The 15,428-nt window shown below is 65.2% G+C and carries 14 protein-coding genes; 11 read left to right on the forward strand and 3 right to left on the reverse strand.

Going from position 1 to position 15,428, the window contains the following annotated elements; genetic code table 11:
- Positions 1-116: 116 nt before the first annotated feature.
- Together AC1Q5W_RS13025 and AC1Q5W_RS13030 are read left to right on the forward strand one after the other, a co-directional pair.
- Positions 117-1,799: an acyl-CoA dehydrogenase family protein gene (locus AC1Q5W_RS13025; RefSeq protein WP_492645034.1), complete on the forward strand. Its 1,683-nt coding sequence runs from the start codon at positions 117-119 to the stop codon at positions 1,797-1,799.
- Positions 1,796-2,206 carry a YchJ family protein gene (locus AC1Q5W_RS13030; protein WP_492645035.1) on the forward strand — a complete coding sequence of 137 codons (411 nt, stop codon included), beginning with the start codon at positions 1,796-1,798 and terminating at the stop codon, positions 2,204-2,206. The genes AC1Q5W_RS13025 and AC1Q5W_RS13030 overlap by 4 nt, the downstream gene beginning before the upstream one ends.
- 239 nt (positions 2,207-2,445) lie before the next feature.
- On the opposite strand, the gene AC1Q5W_RS13035 is transcribed toward AC1Q5W_RS13030, so the two are convergent.
- The gene (locus AC1Q5W_RS13035; RefSeq protein ID WP_492645036.1) at positions 2,446-3,783 is read right to left on the reverse strand and encodes a chloride channel protein; all 1,338 of its coding nucleotides are present in this window, start codon (positions 3,781-3,783) and stop codon (positions 2,446-2,448) included.
- Between the two features lie 81 nt (positions 3,784-3,864).
- On the opposite strand from AC1Q5W_RS13035, the gene AC1Q5W_RS13040 reads away from it, so the two are divergent.
- From AC1Q5W_RS13040 to AC1Q5W_RS13050, 3 genes are all read left to right on the forward strand, one after another.
- Entirely contained in the window at positions 3,865-4,611 is a 747-nt protein-coding gene (locus tag AC1Q5W_RS13040) for a 4-hydroxy-tetrahydrodipicolinate reductase (RefSeq protein ID WP_492645037.1), read from the forward strand.
- Positions 4,608-4,778, forward strand: a complete 171-nt coding sequence (locus AC1Q5W_RS13045) for a hypothetical protein (RefSeq protein WP_492645038.1) — start codon at positions 4,608-4,610, stop codon at positions 4,776-4,778. The genes AC1Q5W_RS13040 and AC1Q5W_RS13045 overlap by 4 nt, the downstream gene beginning before the upstream one ends.
- An 81-nt stretch (positions 4,779-4,859) precedes the next feature.
- Positions 4,860-5,390, forward strand: a complete 531-nt coding sequence (locus AC1Q5W_RS13050) for a MarR family winged helix-turn-helix transcriptional regulator (RefSeq protein WP_492645039.1) — start codon at positions 4,860-4,862, stop codon at positions 5,388-5,390.
- 109 nt (positions 5,391-5,499) lie between these two features.
- On the opposite strand, the gene AC1Q5W_RS13055 is transcribed toward AC1Q5W_RS13050, so the two are convergent.
- Entirely contained in the window at positions 5,500-6,174 is a 675-nt protein-coding gene (locus tag AC1Q5W_RS13055; protein ID WP_492645040.1) for a glutathione S-transferase family protein, read from the reverse strand.
- A 7-nt stretch (positions 6,175-6,181) separates the two neighbouring features.
- The gene (locus tag AC1Q5W_RS13060; RefSeq protein WP_492645041.1) at positions 6,182-7,204 is read right to left on the reverse strand and encodes an AraC family transcriptional regulator; all 1,023 of its coding nucleotides are present in this window, start codon (positions 7,202-7,204) and stop codon (positions 6,182-6,184) included.
- Between the two features lie 133 nt (positions 7,205-7,337).
- Here AC1Q5W_RS13060 and AC1Q5W_RS13065 point away from each other — a divergent pair, with 133 nt between their 5' ends.
- The 6 genes from AC1Q5W_RS13065 to AC1Q5W_RS13090 are packed head-to-tail and all read left to right on the forward strand — an operon-like array spanning position 7,338 to position 15,418.
- The gene (locus AC1Q5W_RS13065; RefSeq protein ID WP_492645042.1) at positions 7,338-9,065 is read left to right on the forward strand and encodes an AMP-binding protein; all 1,728 of its coding nucleotides are present in this window, start codon (positions 7,338-7,340) and stop codon (positions 9,063-9,065) included.
- A 13-nt stretch (positions 9,066-9,078) separates the two neighbouring features.
- Positions 9,079-10,716 (forward strand): carboxyl transferase domain-containing protein, encoded by a 1,638-nt coding sequence (locus AC1Q5W_RS13070; RefSeq protein WP_492645043.1) that lies wholly within the window; start codon positions 9,079-9,081, stop codon positions 10,714-10,716.
- A gap of 13 nt (positions 10,717-10,729) precedes the next feature.
- Positions 10,730-12,757 carry an acetyl/propionyl/methylcrotonyl-CoA carboxylase subunit alpha gene (locus AC1Q5W_RS13075; protein ID WP_492645044.1) on the forward strand — a complete coding sequence of 676 codons (2,028 nt, stop codon included), beginning with the start codon at positions 10,730-10,732 and terminating at the stop codon, positions 12,755-12,757.
- A 21-nt stretch (positions 12,758-12,778) separates the two neighbouring features.
- Positions 12,779-13,699 (forward strand): 2-hydroxyacid dehydrogenase, encoded by a 921-nt coding sequence (locus AC1Q5W_RS13080; RefSeq protein WP_492645045.1) that lies wholly within the window; start codon positions 12,779-12,781, stop codon positions 13,697-13,699.
- 29 nt (positions 13,700-13,728) lie between these two features.
- Positions 13,729-14,637 (forward strand): hydroxymethylglutaryl-CoA lyase, encoded by a 909-nt coding sequence (locus AC1Q5W_RS13085; protein WP_492645046.1) that lies wholly within the window; start codon positions 13,729-13,731, stop codon positions 14,635-14,637.
- A 1-nt stretch (position 14,638) separates the two neighbouring features.
- The gene (locus tag AC1Q5W_RS13090; RefSeq protein WP_492645047.1) at positions 14,639-15,418 is read left to right on the forward strand and encodes a YbaK/EbsC family protein; all 780 of its coding nucleotides are present in this window, start codon (positions 14,639-14,641) and stop codon (positions 15,416-15,418) included.
- Positions 15,419-15,428: the final 10 nt, after the last annotated feature.

Genomic DNA, 15,428 nt, shown 5'->3' on the forward strand with positions numbered 1-15,428 from the left:
CTTGACAGGCCGCCCCGACCGTGATTTACTGCACTCCATAGTGTGAATCAACATTCACATGTTTATCAGGCCCCGTACCACCGGGGCACCGGACACAGCATGCACAAGGAGGCTTTATGAAAATGGATACCCCGTTCAAGAACACATTCATGGCAGAAACCCATGCGGTGCAGAACCAGCCGCCGGCGCTGCAGGACTACAACCTCTACCAGCAGGACGTGGCCCTGTGCGAAGCCGTGGCGCGCGAAGGCGCCGCCTGGGCCGAGCCCGGCCTGCAGGCCTTTGGTGCCCTGACCGGCTCGCGCGAGATGATCGAACTGGGCTTTCAGGCCAATGAAAACAAGCCCGTGCTCTACACGCACAACAACTACGGCCACCGCATTGACGAGGTGCGCTTCCACCCGGCCTACCACCGCCTGATGCAGGTCTCGCTGGAGAACGGTTTGCACGCCTCGCACTGGCTGGAGCCCAAGGCTGGCGCCCAGGTAAACCGTGCCGCCATGTTCTATCTGCAAAGCCAGGTGGAGGCAGCGCACTGCTGCCCGGTGACCATGACCTCGGCCGCCATTCCCGCGCTGCTGGAGCAGCCCGATGTGGCCGCGCAGTGGACGCCCAAAATCCTGGCCCGCCAGTACGACTACCGCAACGTGCCCGACGCGCAGAAAAAGGCCGTCACCATCGGCATGGCCATGACCGAAAAACAGGGCGGCTCCGACGTGCGCGCCAACACCCTGCAAGCCCACCCCCTGAGCAGCGGCGGGCCGGGGCAGGCCTACGAGCTGGTGGGCCACAAGTACTTTGTGTCGGCCCCCATGTGCGACGCCTTCCTGGTGCTGGCGCAGGCGCCCGGTGGCCTGTCGTGCTTCCTGCTGCCGCGCTGGCGCCCCGACGGCAGCAAGAACCCCATGCAGATCCAGCGCCTGAAGAACAAGATGGGCAACGTGGCCAACGCCTCCTGCGAAACCGAACTGCGCGGCGCCTACGCCGTGATGGTGGGCGGCGAAGGCCGCGGCGTGGCCACCATCCTCAAGATGGTCACCATGACCCGCATCGACTGCATGATTGGCTCGTCCGCTGCCATGCGCCAGGCCGCCGCGCAGGCGCTGCACCACTGCGCCTACCGCTCGGCCTTCGGCAAGCACCTGGCCGAGCAGCCGCTGATGCAGAACGTGCTGGCCGATCTGGTCATCGAACACGAAGCCGCGCTGGCCCTCACCATGCGCATTGCCGCCGCACTGGACCGCGACAGCGAGTCTGAAAAGCTGCTGATGCGCATGGGCACCGCCGTGGGCAAGTACTGGATCTGCAAGCGCACTCCGGCCCACGCCTACGAGGCCATGGAATGCATAGGCGGCAGCGGTGTGATGGAAGACTGCATCATGCCGCGCCTGTTCCGCGAATCGCCGGTGAACTCCATCTGGGAGGGCAGCGGCAACGTGCAGTGCCTGGACATGCTGCGCGCCATGCGCCGCGCCCCCGGCTCGGTGGAAACCTACATGGCCGAGGTGCAGGCCGCTGCTGGTGCCGATGCGCGGTTGGACCGCTACGTGGCACAGCTGGGCCGCGAACTGGCCGACCTGGACGACATCGAATACCGCGCCCGCGGCGTGGTGGAGAAGATGGCGCTGGCCTTGCAGGGCTCGCTGCTGGTGCGCCATGGCAACGCCGCCGTGGCCGATGCCTTCTGCGCCTCGCGCCTGGGCGGCGACAGCAGCGGCCTGACCTTTGGCAACCTGCCGCGTGGGCTGGATTGTGGCGCTATCATCCAGCGCGCCACTCCCCAACTTGCCACACCGTGAACCCCCTCATTGCCCAAAGCCCTTGCCCCTGTGGCCGACTGAACACCGCCCAACACCCCTTGGCCTACGGCCAGTGCTGCGGGCGGTGGCTGGAAACCGATGCGCCGGCGCCCGATGCCGAAGCCCTCATGCGCTCGCGCTACACCGCCTTCGTGCTGGGGCGCTCGCCCTACCTGCTGCAGACCTGGCATGCCAGCAAGCGCCCGTCCAAGGTGTCGTTCGACCCTGGCGTGAAATGGCTGGGGCTGGAGGTGCGCCAGCACCAGCTGCAGGACGCCGACCACGCCGAGGTGGAGTTCGTGGCCCGCCAGCGCGGGCCCGGCGGGCGCGCCGTGCGCCTGCATGAGCGCAGCCGCTTTGTGCGCGAGGAGGGGCACTGGTACTACGTGGACGGGGAACATCGGTAGATGCCGATTGGCGACCTGAGAAAAGGACTTCCTGACAGGCAATCCCACGGGGGAAGATATTTTTCGGCAATTATATTTATACAAATATAATTGCGACCTCTCGAGCGATTGGCGCAGAGAGATTGAGTGAGTTTGGGGCCCCACTTCCGGGGCTCCCTTTTTTTAGCCTGCGCTGTTGTTCTTCGCCTTGGGACGTTCGACGTAGCTCCAAACAAGCCCCCGGGTCGAGTGACGGGTGTTTACGGCATTGGCTGTGCAGGGTCGTCCGACCCTTTCGGTAGCCTTAGCAGTTGAATATCGGCCAGAGCTGAATACAGTGGAACGCTGATGAGCCGCGAAATGCCGCTGGCCATGAGCGCGCATGCCATCAAACTCAAGACAAGACCATGGCCATCCACCATCTCCATCACAATGACAAAGGCGGTCATGGGAGCCTGGGTCGCTGCAGCCAGAAAGCCTGCCATGCCCAGAGCGATCAGCGTCGAGGCGTGTGGGTGGGACATGAACTGGGCCACATCGTTTCCGAGCGCCCCACCGATGGACAAGGAAGGTGCAAAGATACCGCCCGGCACCCCCGACCACGCCGTGAGCCAGGTTGCAATGAACTTCAGCAGCACGTACGCCATGGAGGTCTCTTCGGTTCCCTCCAGCAGTGCACGGGTGTGCGCATAGCCGCTACCAAACGTTGCACCTTGACTGATGACCCCAACGACCGCAATGAGCAGCCCACAGATCACCGCAAACCGCAGTGGTGCGCGTTGCCGAAATCGGGAATACCAATGGGTGGGGGAGTTCGACAGACTCAGTATCAATAGCCGGCCAAATAGACCGCCGGCTATTCCGCTGACAAGGGTGACGACCAAGCCGGGCAGCAGTAGTGACAACCCTACGGAATCCACCCGAATGATGCCGAAGTAAGTGGAATTCCCAAAAACGGACACGGCCATCAATCCGCCCAGGACAATTGCCGCGATGATCAGACCATTGCTACGCTGTTCGGGTTTGCGAGTCAGCTCTTCAATGGCAAACATCACGCCACCCAGAGGCGTGTTGAATGCCGCAGCAATGCCAGCAGCCCCTCCCGCAATGATCAAACCATGATCGGTCACTACACCGCGCTTGGGCAACCATCGCGATGCGCTGTGCAACACGCCCGCTGCAATCTGTACCGACGGTCCCTCGCGCCCCAACGACAGTCCGCCCAGAAGACCGACGGTTGTCAGCACCATTTTGCTGATGGAGAGTTTCAAGGAGACGAAGAGCGGGCTGGACGCTGAACCTGACGACAGAGCCGCCATTACTTGGGGAATACCTGATCCAGAAGCCCCTATTGCGTACCGTTGCGTACACCAAACGACCGCCCACGTCACCCCCGGGGTCCAGATGAGTGGCGCCCACCAGGCACGCTGGGCGATCATGTGGAACTGCTGCAATGCGAGGTCGCTCATCCAGGTGAATCCCACCACCGCCAACCCCGAAAGGCATGCAAATCCCAGAACGACCATCCGCGACGACCAAAGCTTCCAGTCGTACAGTTCTCTTCTCAAGGAGGAGAAAAAGTGCGGGTGTCTGTGCATAATTTTATATTTATACAAATGTATAATGCATTGTAGTGCATTGAACCCGATGCCGCCTGTACATGGGAGCTATACAAACGCATGATCAACGTGGGACTCATCGGATATGGAAGGGCCGGAAAGGCCGTAGCGAAAGTTCTGGCAAACACGCCTGGCATCTCGTTGCGCTGGATCGCTCGCGGGACGCCCACGCGCGAAGCGGCGATTTGCGAGATCACAAATGCGCCCATCTGGAGCATGCAGAGCGACACGCTGGAACAACGGCTAGAGACAGATCCAGTGGACGCACTGGTGGATTTCTCGACCCCGGAATCGGTATACGTGTACGGAGAACAGGTTCGTCAGCGCAATCTAATGCTGGTCAGCGCAATTTCTGCGTATTCACCAGAGACGCTTGCCTATCTGGAGCAGATCGGATTAGAGGCCCGTGTGATGAGCTCGCCCAACATTACTTTGGGCATCAATTTTCTCATTCTCGCTGCAAAGCTATTGCGCAACATTGCGCCGTTTGCGGATGTAGAGATCGTTGAGCAGCATTTCCGTGACAAACCGGAGATATCTGGCACCGCCCGGAAAATTGCGGAGCAACTGGATGTCGAAGGCGATCGCATCACGTCCCTGCGTCTGGGAGGCATTGTGGGCCACCATGAGGTGATTTTTGGTTTCCCCAATCAGACGGTTCGTTTGACCCATGAGTCCATTCGTCGCGAAGCGTTTGGCACGGGTGCCGTATTTGCATTGAAGGAGCTGAACACGCTACCGACAGGTTTCTACACGTTCGAAGCGCTTTTGCTGCAAAAAATGCGGCAGGAACTTCTGAAACCATGAAGCGAATTCTGTACTTCGCCCTGGCGGTGGGCATTGTTTTCGATATCGCTGCCGGGTTGTATTTGGCGTCTCTGTGGAATGACAAAGTAGGCCAACACGCGGCGCAGAATTTGAACGGAAATGGGTACAAGTCCGGTCCCTCGGCTGTCATTCACGAGTTCCGTTGACACCCGTTGAACCCGGTTCCCATATCCTGGATCGGTAGCATTACCGCGTATGCTTAAGGCCGTCTGAGGAAACGCCCAACCATGACTTCCGAGCAACCCAAGCCCCCCAAACGAACCATCCTAAAAGCGGCACCACAATCGTCACATCCGGAGCAAGATGCTGCGGCCCAGGTTTTGCGCCATTTCCGCTCCGTATTCAATGCAGTCAGAACGCACTTCCAGCAAGTTGAAAAGAAAGCAGGCATTGGGGGCGCTCAAGTTTGGGCTTTAAGCGCGATTCAGTCCCAGCCCGGCTTGGGCGTCAATGATCTCTCCATGGCCATGGACGTACACCAGACCACCGCCAGTAACCTGGTAAAGGGGCTGCTCCAACACGAATACATCAAGGCAGAGAAGAAAAGCACAGATCGCCGAGCGGTGCAACTCTACATTCTTCCCGCAGGTAAAGCCGTGCTGAAGAAGGCGCCTGGTCCATTTTCCGGCGTGCTGCCAGAAGCACTATCCCAGCTGGATCCGAAGACGCTCAAGCGCATGGAAAAAGATCTTCGAACACTGCTGTTGCTCGTCAAGACAGATACCAAGGCCGCGAAGACGCCGCTGGCGCAGATATAGCCTGCCGCTTTCTGGGTGGCGGTCTACGGGTAAATTTTATGCCAAACAGGCCTGAAACCTCAGTATCCATTGCGCAAACAGCTATCAAATATATAGCAAAAGTGCGAGTTCAAACCACCGGCCGCGTATCCGGCGCCGGTGTGGTGGGCACGCCCTGGTCGATGGCGGCCTGGTGCTGGATGGCGAGTGCCCGCTGGAACGCCGGGCGCTGTTGCAGGCGCGTCCAGTAGGCGGCCACGGTGGGTGTGAATTGCGCGTTCAGGCCCAGGTGGCCGGCCAACATCAGCGCGTAGCCCACGGCCACGTCGGCGCAAGTGAAGCGGCCGGCGCACAAGAAGTCGTGCTGCTGCAAGGCGGCGTCCACGGCGCGCAGGCGGGCCAGAAACCAGCGGCTGTAGTCTTCGGCCACCTGGGGCTGCTGGCGCGGCGGCGGTTCAAAGTGGGCGTAGCGCAGCACCAGCGTCTGGGGGAAGGTGAGCGTGGCGTCGCTCATGTGCAGCCAGTTCAGGTAGGCGCCATAGGCGAGGTCGTTGGCGGCCACGTCCAGCCCGGCGGCGCTGTGCCGCGTGGCCAGGTACTGGCACATGGCGGCCGACTCGGTCATGCGGGTGGCGCCTTCCACCAGCAGCGGCACCGTGCCCAGGGGGTTCTCTTGCAGGAATTCCCGCGCCAGTGCCCGTGGCGGAAAGGGCAGCATCTTCAGTGTGTAGTGCAGGCCCAGTTCTTCCAGCATCCACAGGGGACGAAACGAGCGGGCGCTGACGCAGTGGTACAGAGTAATCATGGGGCGATCATGCCAAAGGGGTGGATTGCTTGCGGAACTCGGCGGGCGACAGGCCCGTCCAGCCCTTGAAGGCGCGGATGAAACTCTTCTCGTTCTGGAAGCCTGCCGCCTCGGCCACCTGCTTGATGGGGCGGTCGGTGCGCAGCAGCAGTTCCCGGGCGCGGCCCTGGCGCACTTCGTCCTTCAGTCCTTGCAGCGTGGCGCCTTCTTCCTTGAGCTGGCGGTGCAGGGTGCGCGGCGACACGTGCAGCAGCGCGGCCAGCGCCTCGGCGCTGTGCGTTTCCTGCGCGTGGCTGGCCAGCGTCTGGCGCACGCGCTGCACCAGCAGGCGGTCGCGCCGGTACTGCAGCACGGTGAGCGGCAGGGCGTGCTGCAGCATCTGCTGCAGGGCTTTTTCGTCGCGCCGCAGCGGCAGGCTCAGGTAGCGGGCATCGAAGCGGATGCTGGCCGGGCCGGTGTTGAAGGTGGTGGGGCCGGAAAACAGCACGGCATACGCCGCCTGGTGCGGCGGCGGCGCAAACGGAAACTGCGCCCCCTGCAGCGGGATGCGCGAGTCCACCAGCCAGCAGGCCACGCCGTGGATGTTGCGCAGCACCGAGACCAGGCAGAACTCGCGCAGCGCGCCCAGGTCGGCGTGTTCGGTGATGGTGATGCTGGCGCTGTCGCCCTGGACCTGCAGGCGCAGCGCCAGGTCCGGCGCAATCAGCCCGTGGTGGCGGCACCAGCGCGCCAGCGCCAGTTGCAGTGTGGGTGCGCTGATGGAGGCGCGCACCAGCATGCCGTAGCTGCCCCAGGGCAGGCGCCGGCTGAACCAGCCCAGGGCCTCGTCGTCGAGCTCGCGCATGGCGGCGCCAGAGAGGGTTTCCATCTGCCAGGCGGTGATGTGGGCATCGGGCGTGCGCAGGTCGGCTGGCGCAATCTGTGCCTGACGCAGGGCGTCGCCGGGGTCTTGGCCGTAGCGTTCGTAGGCACCGACGATGGCCCGGGCAAAGGCCATGGGGGTTGCGGCAATGGGGGATGGGGCTGGCATGGTACTAGTGTGCCAAAAAATGGACCGGCGTGGCGCAATTTGCAACCTCCTTGACCAGGTAAATGGAGGGCGCACCCGTATGCTGTGGGCATAGCCATGCGCGGCGGATACCGCCGCCCGACAGGAGATACCGATGACTTCCGACCGTTTTTCCCGCAGCCCCCTGACCCAGAGCCTGGACCGTGGCGCCACCGATGTGCCGCTGATCGAGCAGACCCTGGGCGCGTTCTTCGACAGCGTGGTGCAGCGCCGGTCCGACCACGAGGCCCTGGTCAGCGTGCACCAGAAGCAGCGCTACACCTATGCGCAGCTGCAGGCCCACGCCAACCAGCTGGCCAGCGCCCTGCTGGGGCTGGGGCTGGAGCCGGGCGACCGGGTGGGCATCTGGTCGCACAACAACGTGCAGTGGGTCCTGATGCAGCTGGCCACCGCCAAGGTGGGCCTGGTGCTGGTGAACATCAACCCGGCCTACCGCACCTCCGAGGTGGAGTACGCGCTCAACAAGGTGGGCTGCAAGGCGCTGGTGACCATGCCCCAGTTCAAGACCAGCAACTACATTGGCATGCTGCGCGAGTTGGCACCCGAGTGGGCCCACGGGCGCAGTGGCGCGCTGGCCGCGCAACGCCTGCCGCACCTGCACACGGTGGTCTGGATTGACGAGCCCGGCGCGTGCGACGAGCAGCCGGGCCTGCTGCGGTTCTCTGCGCTGCTGGCGCAGGGCCAGGCGCAGGACCCTCGGCTGGCTGCCGTGGCGCGCACGCTGAAGGCCACTGACCCGATCAACATCCAGTTCACCAGCGGCACCACGGGCTTTCCCAAGGGCGCCACGCTGACGCACCGCAACATCCTCAACAACGGCTTCTTCATTGGCGAAGCCATGCGCCTCACGCCGGCCGACCGCCTGTGCGTGCCGGTGCCGCTGTACCACTGCTTTGGCATGGTGCTGGGCAACCTGGCCTGCTTTACCCACGGCGCCACCGTGGTGTACCCCAACGATGCCTTCGACCCGCTCACCGTGCTGCAGGCCGTGCAGGACGAGCGCTGCACGGGCCTGCACGGCGTGCCCACCATGTTCATTGCCGAGCTGGACCACCCGCGCTTTGCCGAGTTTGATCTTTCGAGCCTGCGCACCGGCATCATGGCCGGCTCGCCGTGCCCCACGGAGGTGATGAAGCGGGTGGTGGACGACATGCACCTGTCGCAGATCACCATTGCCTACGGCATGACCGAAACCAGCCCGGTGAGCTGCCAGAGCAGCACCGACACGGCGCTGGAGAAACGCGTGTCCACCGTGGGGCTGGTGCAGCCGCATCTGGAAGTCAAGGTCGTCCACCCGGAAACGGGCGAGGTCGTGGCCCCCGGGCAGGCCGGCGAGCTGTGCACGCGCGGCTACTCGGTCATGCACGGCTACTGGGACGACGAAGCCCGCACTGCCGAGGCCATTGACGCCCAGGGCTGGATGCACACCGGCGACCTGGCCACCATGGACGCGCAGGGCTACGTCAACATCGTCGGGCGCATCAAGGACATGGTAATCCGCGGCGGCGAGAACATCTACCCGCGCGAGATCGAGGAGTTCCTTTACCGCCACCCCCTGGTGCAGGACGTGCAGGTGGTGGGCGTGCCCGACAAGAAATACGGCGAAGAGCTGTGCGCCTGGATCGTCCTGCGCCCGGGCGAAACGCTGGACGAAGACGCCGTGCGCGCCTTCTGCAAGGGCCAGATTGCGCACTACAAGGTGCCGCGCTACATTCGCTTCGTCAGCGAGCTGCCCATGACCGTGACCGGGAAAATCCAGAAATTCCGCATCCGCGAAGCCATGAAGGCCGAGCTGGGTCTGCAAGAAGAAAAAACCGCTTGAAACGAGGCCTTCCATGACCATTCTCGACACCCAACTCAACGCCCGTTCGGCCGACTTTCTGGCCAACGCCGCCGCCATGCGCGCCCTGGTGGCCGACCTGAATGAAAAGATCGACAAGGCTGCCCTGGGCGGCGGCGATGCCGCCCGCGCCAAGCACACGGCCCGCGGCAAGCTGTTGCCACGCGACCGCGTGCACATGCTGCTGGACCCGGGCACGCCGTTCCTGGAACTCTCGCCGCTGGCGGCGCTGGGCATGTACCCGGACCGCGACGGCACCGACAGCGCGCCCTGCGCCGGCGTCATTGCCGGCATCGGCCGCGTCTCGGGTGTGGACTGCATGATCGTCTGCAACGACGCCACGGTGAAGGGCGGAACCTACTACCCCATGACGGTGAAGAAGCATTTGCGTGCCCAGGAAATCGCCGCGCAGAACCGCCTGCCCTGCATCTACCTGGTGGACTCGGGCGGCGCCAATCTGCCCAACCAGGACGAGGTCTTCCCTGACCGCGAGCACTTCGGCCGCATCTTCTTCAACCAGGCCAACATGAGCGCCGAGGGCATTGCCCAGATCGCCGTGGTCATGGGCTCGTGCACGGCCGGCGGCGCCTACGTGCCGGCCATGTCCGACGAGACCATCATCGTCAAGAACCAGGGCACCATCTTCCTGGGCGGCCCGCCGCTGGTGAAGGCTGCCACCGGCGAGGTGGTCACGGCCGAAGACCTGGGCGGTGGCGACGTGCACACGCGCCTTTCCGGCGTGGCCGACCACCTGGCGCAGAACGACCTGCACGCGCTGTCACTGGCCCGTGCGGCGGTCTCACATTTGAACCAGAAAAAGCCGCTGGCGCCCGCACTGCGTGCGCCGGTTGCTCCTAAATTTGCAGCAGACGAGCTGTACGGCGTGATCCCCACCGACACCCGCAAGCCCTTTGACGTGCGCGAGATCATTGCCCGCATCGTCGACGGCAGCGAGTTCCACGAATTCAAGCCGCGCTATGGCACCACCGTGGTCACCGGCTTTGCCCACATCGAAGGCATGCCGGTGGGCATCATCGCCAACAACGGCATCCTGTTCAGCGAGTCGGCACTGAAGGCGGCGCACTTTATCGAGCTGTGCTGCCAGCGCAAGATCCCGCTGGTGTTCCTGCAGAACATCACCGGCTTCATGGTCGGGCGCAAGTACGAGAACGAAGGCATTGCCCGCAACGGCGCCAAGATGGTCACCGCCGTGGCCACCGCCAACGTGCCCAAGTTCACCATCATCATCGGCGGCAGCTTCGGCGCCGGCAACTACGGCATGTGCGGGCGTGCGTACAGCCCCCGCTTCCTGTGGATGTGGCCCAACGCGCGCATCAGCGTCATGGGCGGCGAGCAGGCCGCCAGCGTGCTGGCCACGGTGCGCCGTGACGGCCTGGAGACCAAGAGCGGCAAGAAGGGCAACGAGGCCTGGAGCATGGAGGACGAAGAAGCCTTCAAGGCCCCCATCCGCCGCCAGTACGAGGAGCAGGGTCACCCCTACTACGCCAGCGCCCGCCTGTGGGACGACGGCATCATCGACCCCGCCGACACCCGCCGCGTGCTGGCGTTGGGCCTCAGTGCCACGCTCAACGCGCCCATCCCCGACGTCAAGTTCGGCCTGTTCCGCATGTAAGGACCGATAAAAAATGTTCACCAAAATCCTCATTGCCAATCGGGGCGAAATCGCCTGCCGAGTGGCCGCCACCGCCCGCCGCCTGGCCATCAAGACCGTGGCCGTGTACTCCGACGCCGACGCCGGCGCCAAGCACGTGTCCGCCTGCGACGAAGCCATCCACATCGGCGGCAGCGCGCCCAAGGACAGCTACCTGCGCTGGGAGCGCATCATCGAGGCGGCGAAGGTCACGGGCGCCCAGGCCATCCACCCCGGCTACGGCTTCCTGAGCGAGAACGAAGAATTCGCCCAGGCCTGCGCCAACGCCGGGCTGGTGTTCATCGGCCCGCCGCCCTCGGCCATCAAGGACATGGGCCTGAAGGCCGAGTCCAAGCAGCTCATGGAAAAGGCCGGCGTGCCCCTGGTGCCCGGCTACCACGGCGCCAACCAGGACCCGGACCTGCTGCAGGCCGAGGCCGACCGCATTGGCTACCCCGTGCTCATCAAGGCCAGCGCCGGCGGCGGTGGCAAGGGCATGCGCGCGGTGGACAAGGCCGAAGACTTTGCCGCCGCGCTGCAGTCCTGCAAGCGTGAGGCCATCAACAGCTTTGGAGACGACGCCGTGCTGATCGAGAAATACGTGCAGCGCCCGCGCCACATCGAGATCCAGGTGTTTGGCGACACCCAGGGCAACTACGTCTACCTGTTCGAGCGCGACTGCTCGGTGCAGCGGCGCCACCAGAAGGTGCTGGAAGAAGCCCCCGCGCCCGGCATGACGCCCGAGATGCGCGCCCAGATGGGCCTGGCCGCCGTGGCCGCCGCCCGTGCCGTGAACTATGTGGGCGCCGGCACGGTGGAGTTCATCGTCGAGCAGCGTGCCGACGGCAGCATGAACTTCTTCTTCATGGAGATGAACACCCGCCTGCAGGTGGAGCACCCGGTCACCGAAGCCATCACCGGCCAGGACCTGGTGGAGTGGCAGCTGCGCGTGGCCAGCGGCGAGCCGCTGCCGCTCCTGCAGGAGCAGCTCGCCATCGACGGCCACGCCATCGAGGCGCGCATCTGCGCCGAGAACCCCGACAACAACTTCCTGCCCGCCACCGGCACGCTGCACGTGTACGGCCTGCCGGCCTGCGCCACGTTCGACCGTGCCGCCACCGGCGTGCGCGTGGACTCGGGCGTGCGCGAGGGCGACACCATCAGCCCGTTCTACGACTCCATGGTGGCCAAACTCATCGTGCACGGCCGCACCCGCGAGGAGGCCCTGGCGCGCATGGACGCTGCGCTGGCGCAGACCCATATCGTGGGCCTGGCGACCAACGTGCAGTTCCTGCGCCATGTGGTGACCTGCCCCTCGTTCGCGCAGGCGCAGCTGGACACGGCGCTCATCCCGCGCGAGACCGCCGTGCTGTTCAACCAGGAAAAGGTGGGCCTGCCGCTGGCCGCCGCGGCCCAGGTGGCCCACGCGCTGGTGGCCGAGCGGGCACTGGCCGCGCAGGCCGATGCCAGCGGCTGGATCGACCCCTGGGCGCAGCGCGACGGCTGGCGTTCGCATGGCGCGTCCAGCCGGGCCTTCATGGTGGAGTTCCACGACGCGCCCCACACGGCGCAGCTGACGCGCCTGCATGGCGGCGGCCTGCAGCTGCAGATCGACGGCCAGACGGCACCGCTGCACTTCACGGCGCTGGCCAACGGCGCGCTCGACGTGCGCTATGGCGACCAGCGCACCACTGCCCATGTGTACCAAAAAGGCGATGTAGCCCACGTATTCACTGCGCAGGGTGCTACACAAATCGTAGCAATCGACGCGCTGGCCCATGCCGGCGACGTGCAGGGCGAGGCCGGCCGCCTGACGGCGCCCATGCCGGGCAAGGTGGTGTCGTTTGCCGTCAAGGCCGGCGACGCGGTCAAGAAGGGGCAGCCCCTGGCGGTGATGGAAGCCATGAAGATGGAGCACACCATTGCCGCGCCGGCCGATGGCACGGTGGCCGAGCTGCTGTTTGCGCCCGGTGACCAGGTCACCGAAGGGGCCGAGCTGCTCAAGCTGGAGACCACCGCCTGAATGTGCGGCGAGAATGCACCCATGCGAGTGGTGTATTACAGCGTGGACCAGGACCACGCCCGCTGGATTCCGGGTTTGCAGGCGGCCCTGCCGCAGGCTGAGGTCAGCCTGTGGGCGCCCGGTGCGCCGCCGGCGGATTACGCCGTGGTCTGGAAGCCGCCCCAGCAGCTGCTCGACGAGCAGCCCGGGCTCAAGGCCCTGTTCAACACCGGGGCCGGGGTGGACGCGCTGCTGCAGCTACGCCTGCCGCCGGGCCTGCCCGTCATCCGGCTGGACGATGCCGGCATGTCGGTGCAGATGGCCGAGTACGTGTGCCACGCCGTCATCCGCCACTTCCGCGAGTTCGACGGCTACGAGGCCGACATGGCCCATGGCAAATGGTCGTTCCGCAAGCCGCGCAGCCGGCTGGATTACCCGGTCGGCATTTTGGGGCTGGGCGTGCTGGGCGAGCGCGTGGCCCGCGCCGTGGCGCAGTTCGACTTTCCGGTCAACGGCTGGAGCCGCTCGCCCAAGACGCTGCCCGGCGTGCAGAGCTTTGCCGGCGCAGACCAGCTGGACGCCTTTCTGGCGGCCAGCCGCATCGTAGTCTGCTTGCTGCCGCTGACCCCCGATACCCGCGACCTGCTGAATGCGCAGCGCCTGGCGCGCATCCGCCCCGGCGGCTACGTCATCAACGTGGCGCGCGGCGCGCATGTGGTCGACGCCGACCTGCTGGCCGCGCTGGACAGCGGCCACCTGGCCGGCGCCACGCTGGACGTGTTCCGCGCCGAGCCGCTGCCGGCGGGCCATCCGTTCTGGCAGCACCCCAAAATCACGGTCACGCCGCACACCTCGGCCCGCACGCTGCGCAGCGAGAGCATTGCCCAGATCGCCGGAAAGATTGCCGCCCTGCAGCGCGGAGAGCCTGTGGCCGGCAAGGTTGATCCATCCCGGGGATACTGACCCCTGTTTTGCCTAGAAAAGAGAGCTCCATGGAATTGCCCCAGCGTGTCAAACTGGTCGATGTCGGCCCCCGCGACGGCCTGCAGAACGAAAAGCAGCCGGTGCCCGCCAGCGTCAAGATCGAACTCGTGCACCGCCTGCAGGCCGCCGGCCTGCAGGAGATCGAGGTAACCAGCTACGTGTCGCCCAAGTGGGTGCCGCAGATGGCCGACAACCACGACGTGATGAGCGGCATCACCCGCCAGGGTGGTGTGCAGTATTCGGTGCTCACGCCCAACCTCCAGGGCTTTACTGCGGCGGTGGCCGACCGGCCCGATGAGATCGTGGTGTTCGGCTCCGCCAGCGAAGCCTTCAGCCAGAAGAACATCAACTGCAGCATCGCCGAGAGCATTGCGCGTTTCGCGCCCGTGGTCGAGGCGGCGCTGGCCGCCGGCATCCGCGTGCGCGGCGCCATGAGCTGCACCGTGGGCTGCCCGTATGAGGGCGAGATCGCGCCGCAGCAGGTGGCCTACCTGGCGGGGCTGATGAAAGGCATTGGCGTGCAGCGCGTGGACGTGGCCGACACCATCGGCGTGGGCACGCCGCGCAAGGTGCAGCGCGCCATCGAGGCAACGCTGCAGCATTACGGCATCGACGCGGTGTCGGGCCACTTCCACGACACCTATGGCCAGGCGCTGTCGAACACGCTGGCGGCGCTGGAGCTGGGGGTGTGGAACTTCCAATCTTCGGTGGCCGGGCTGGGCGGCTGCCCCTACGCCAAGGGCGCCACGGGCAACGTGGCCACCGAAGACGTGGTCTACATGCTGCGCGGCATGGGTATCGAAACGGGCATAGACCTCGACCTGCTCATCGACGCCGGCGCCTTCATCAGCGACTTCCTGGGCCGCAAGCCCAATTCGCGCGCCGCCACGGCGCTCCTGGCCAAGCGGGCGGGCTGACATGGGCGAAGCGCAATGTAAGGTGCTGCCCGAAGGCGTGCAGCGGGTGGCGGCGGCGCTGCAGGCGCACGGCCATCCCCATGCCCCGGTCATGCTCGATGACGCGGCGCGCACCGCCCAGCAGGCGGCCGACGCCCTGGGTGTGGCCGTAGGGCAGATTGCCAAGAGCATCATTTTCCGCCGCCTGGCCGATGACGTGGCGGTGCTGGTGGTGACCTCCGGCGATCGCCGGGTGGACGAGGCCAAGGTGGCTGCGCTGGTGGGGCCGCTGGGACGCGCCAACGCGGCGTTCGTGAAGGAGCGCACCGGGTTCTCCATTGGCGGCGTGAGCCCGCTGGCCCACGCCATGCCCGGCGTGGTGCTGATCGACCAGGATTTGTTCCGCTTCGACGCCGTGTGGGCTGCCGCCGGGCACCCGCATGGCGTATTCCAGCTGCACCCACACGACCTGCAGCGCTGGACCGATGCGCCGGTGGCTGACGTGGTGGAGTCTCCGCAACCCGCGTCCGACGCAGCGGCGCTGGCCCGCGCACTTGCTGTCAAAACACTAGCTGAGCGCGCAGTATCGGTGCGCTCCATGGCCGAGAATGTACCTTCTCCGTGCGTCTCGGTGTGCCGCATGGACACCGGCAGCGGCCTGTGCGAGGGGTGTTTCCGCACCCTGGACGAAATCCGGGTCTGGAGCCAGAGCGGTGACGCCGACAAGCAGCGCATGTGGGTTACGCTGTCGGAGCGCCTGCGCCAGACGCACCCCGACGCGTTCGACCCCGCCCGCGCCTGACTCTGAAAGG

The organism is Rhodoferax sp. MLSD5-FHT05B10, assembly GCF_058793415.1.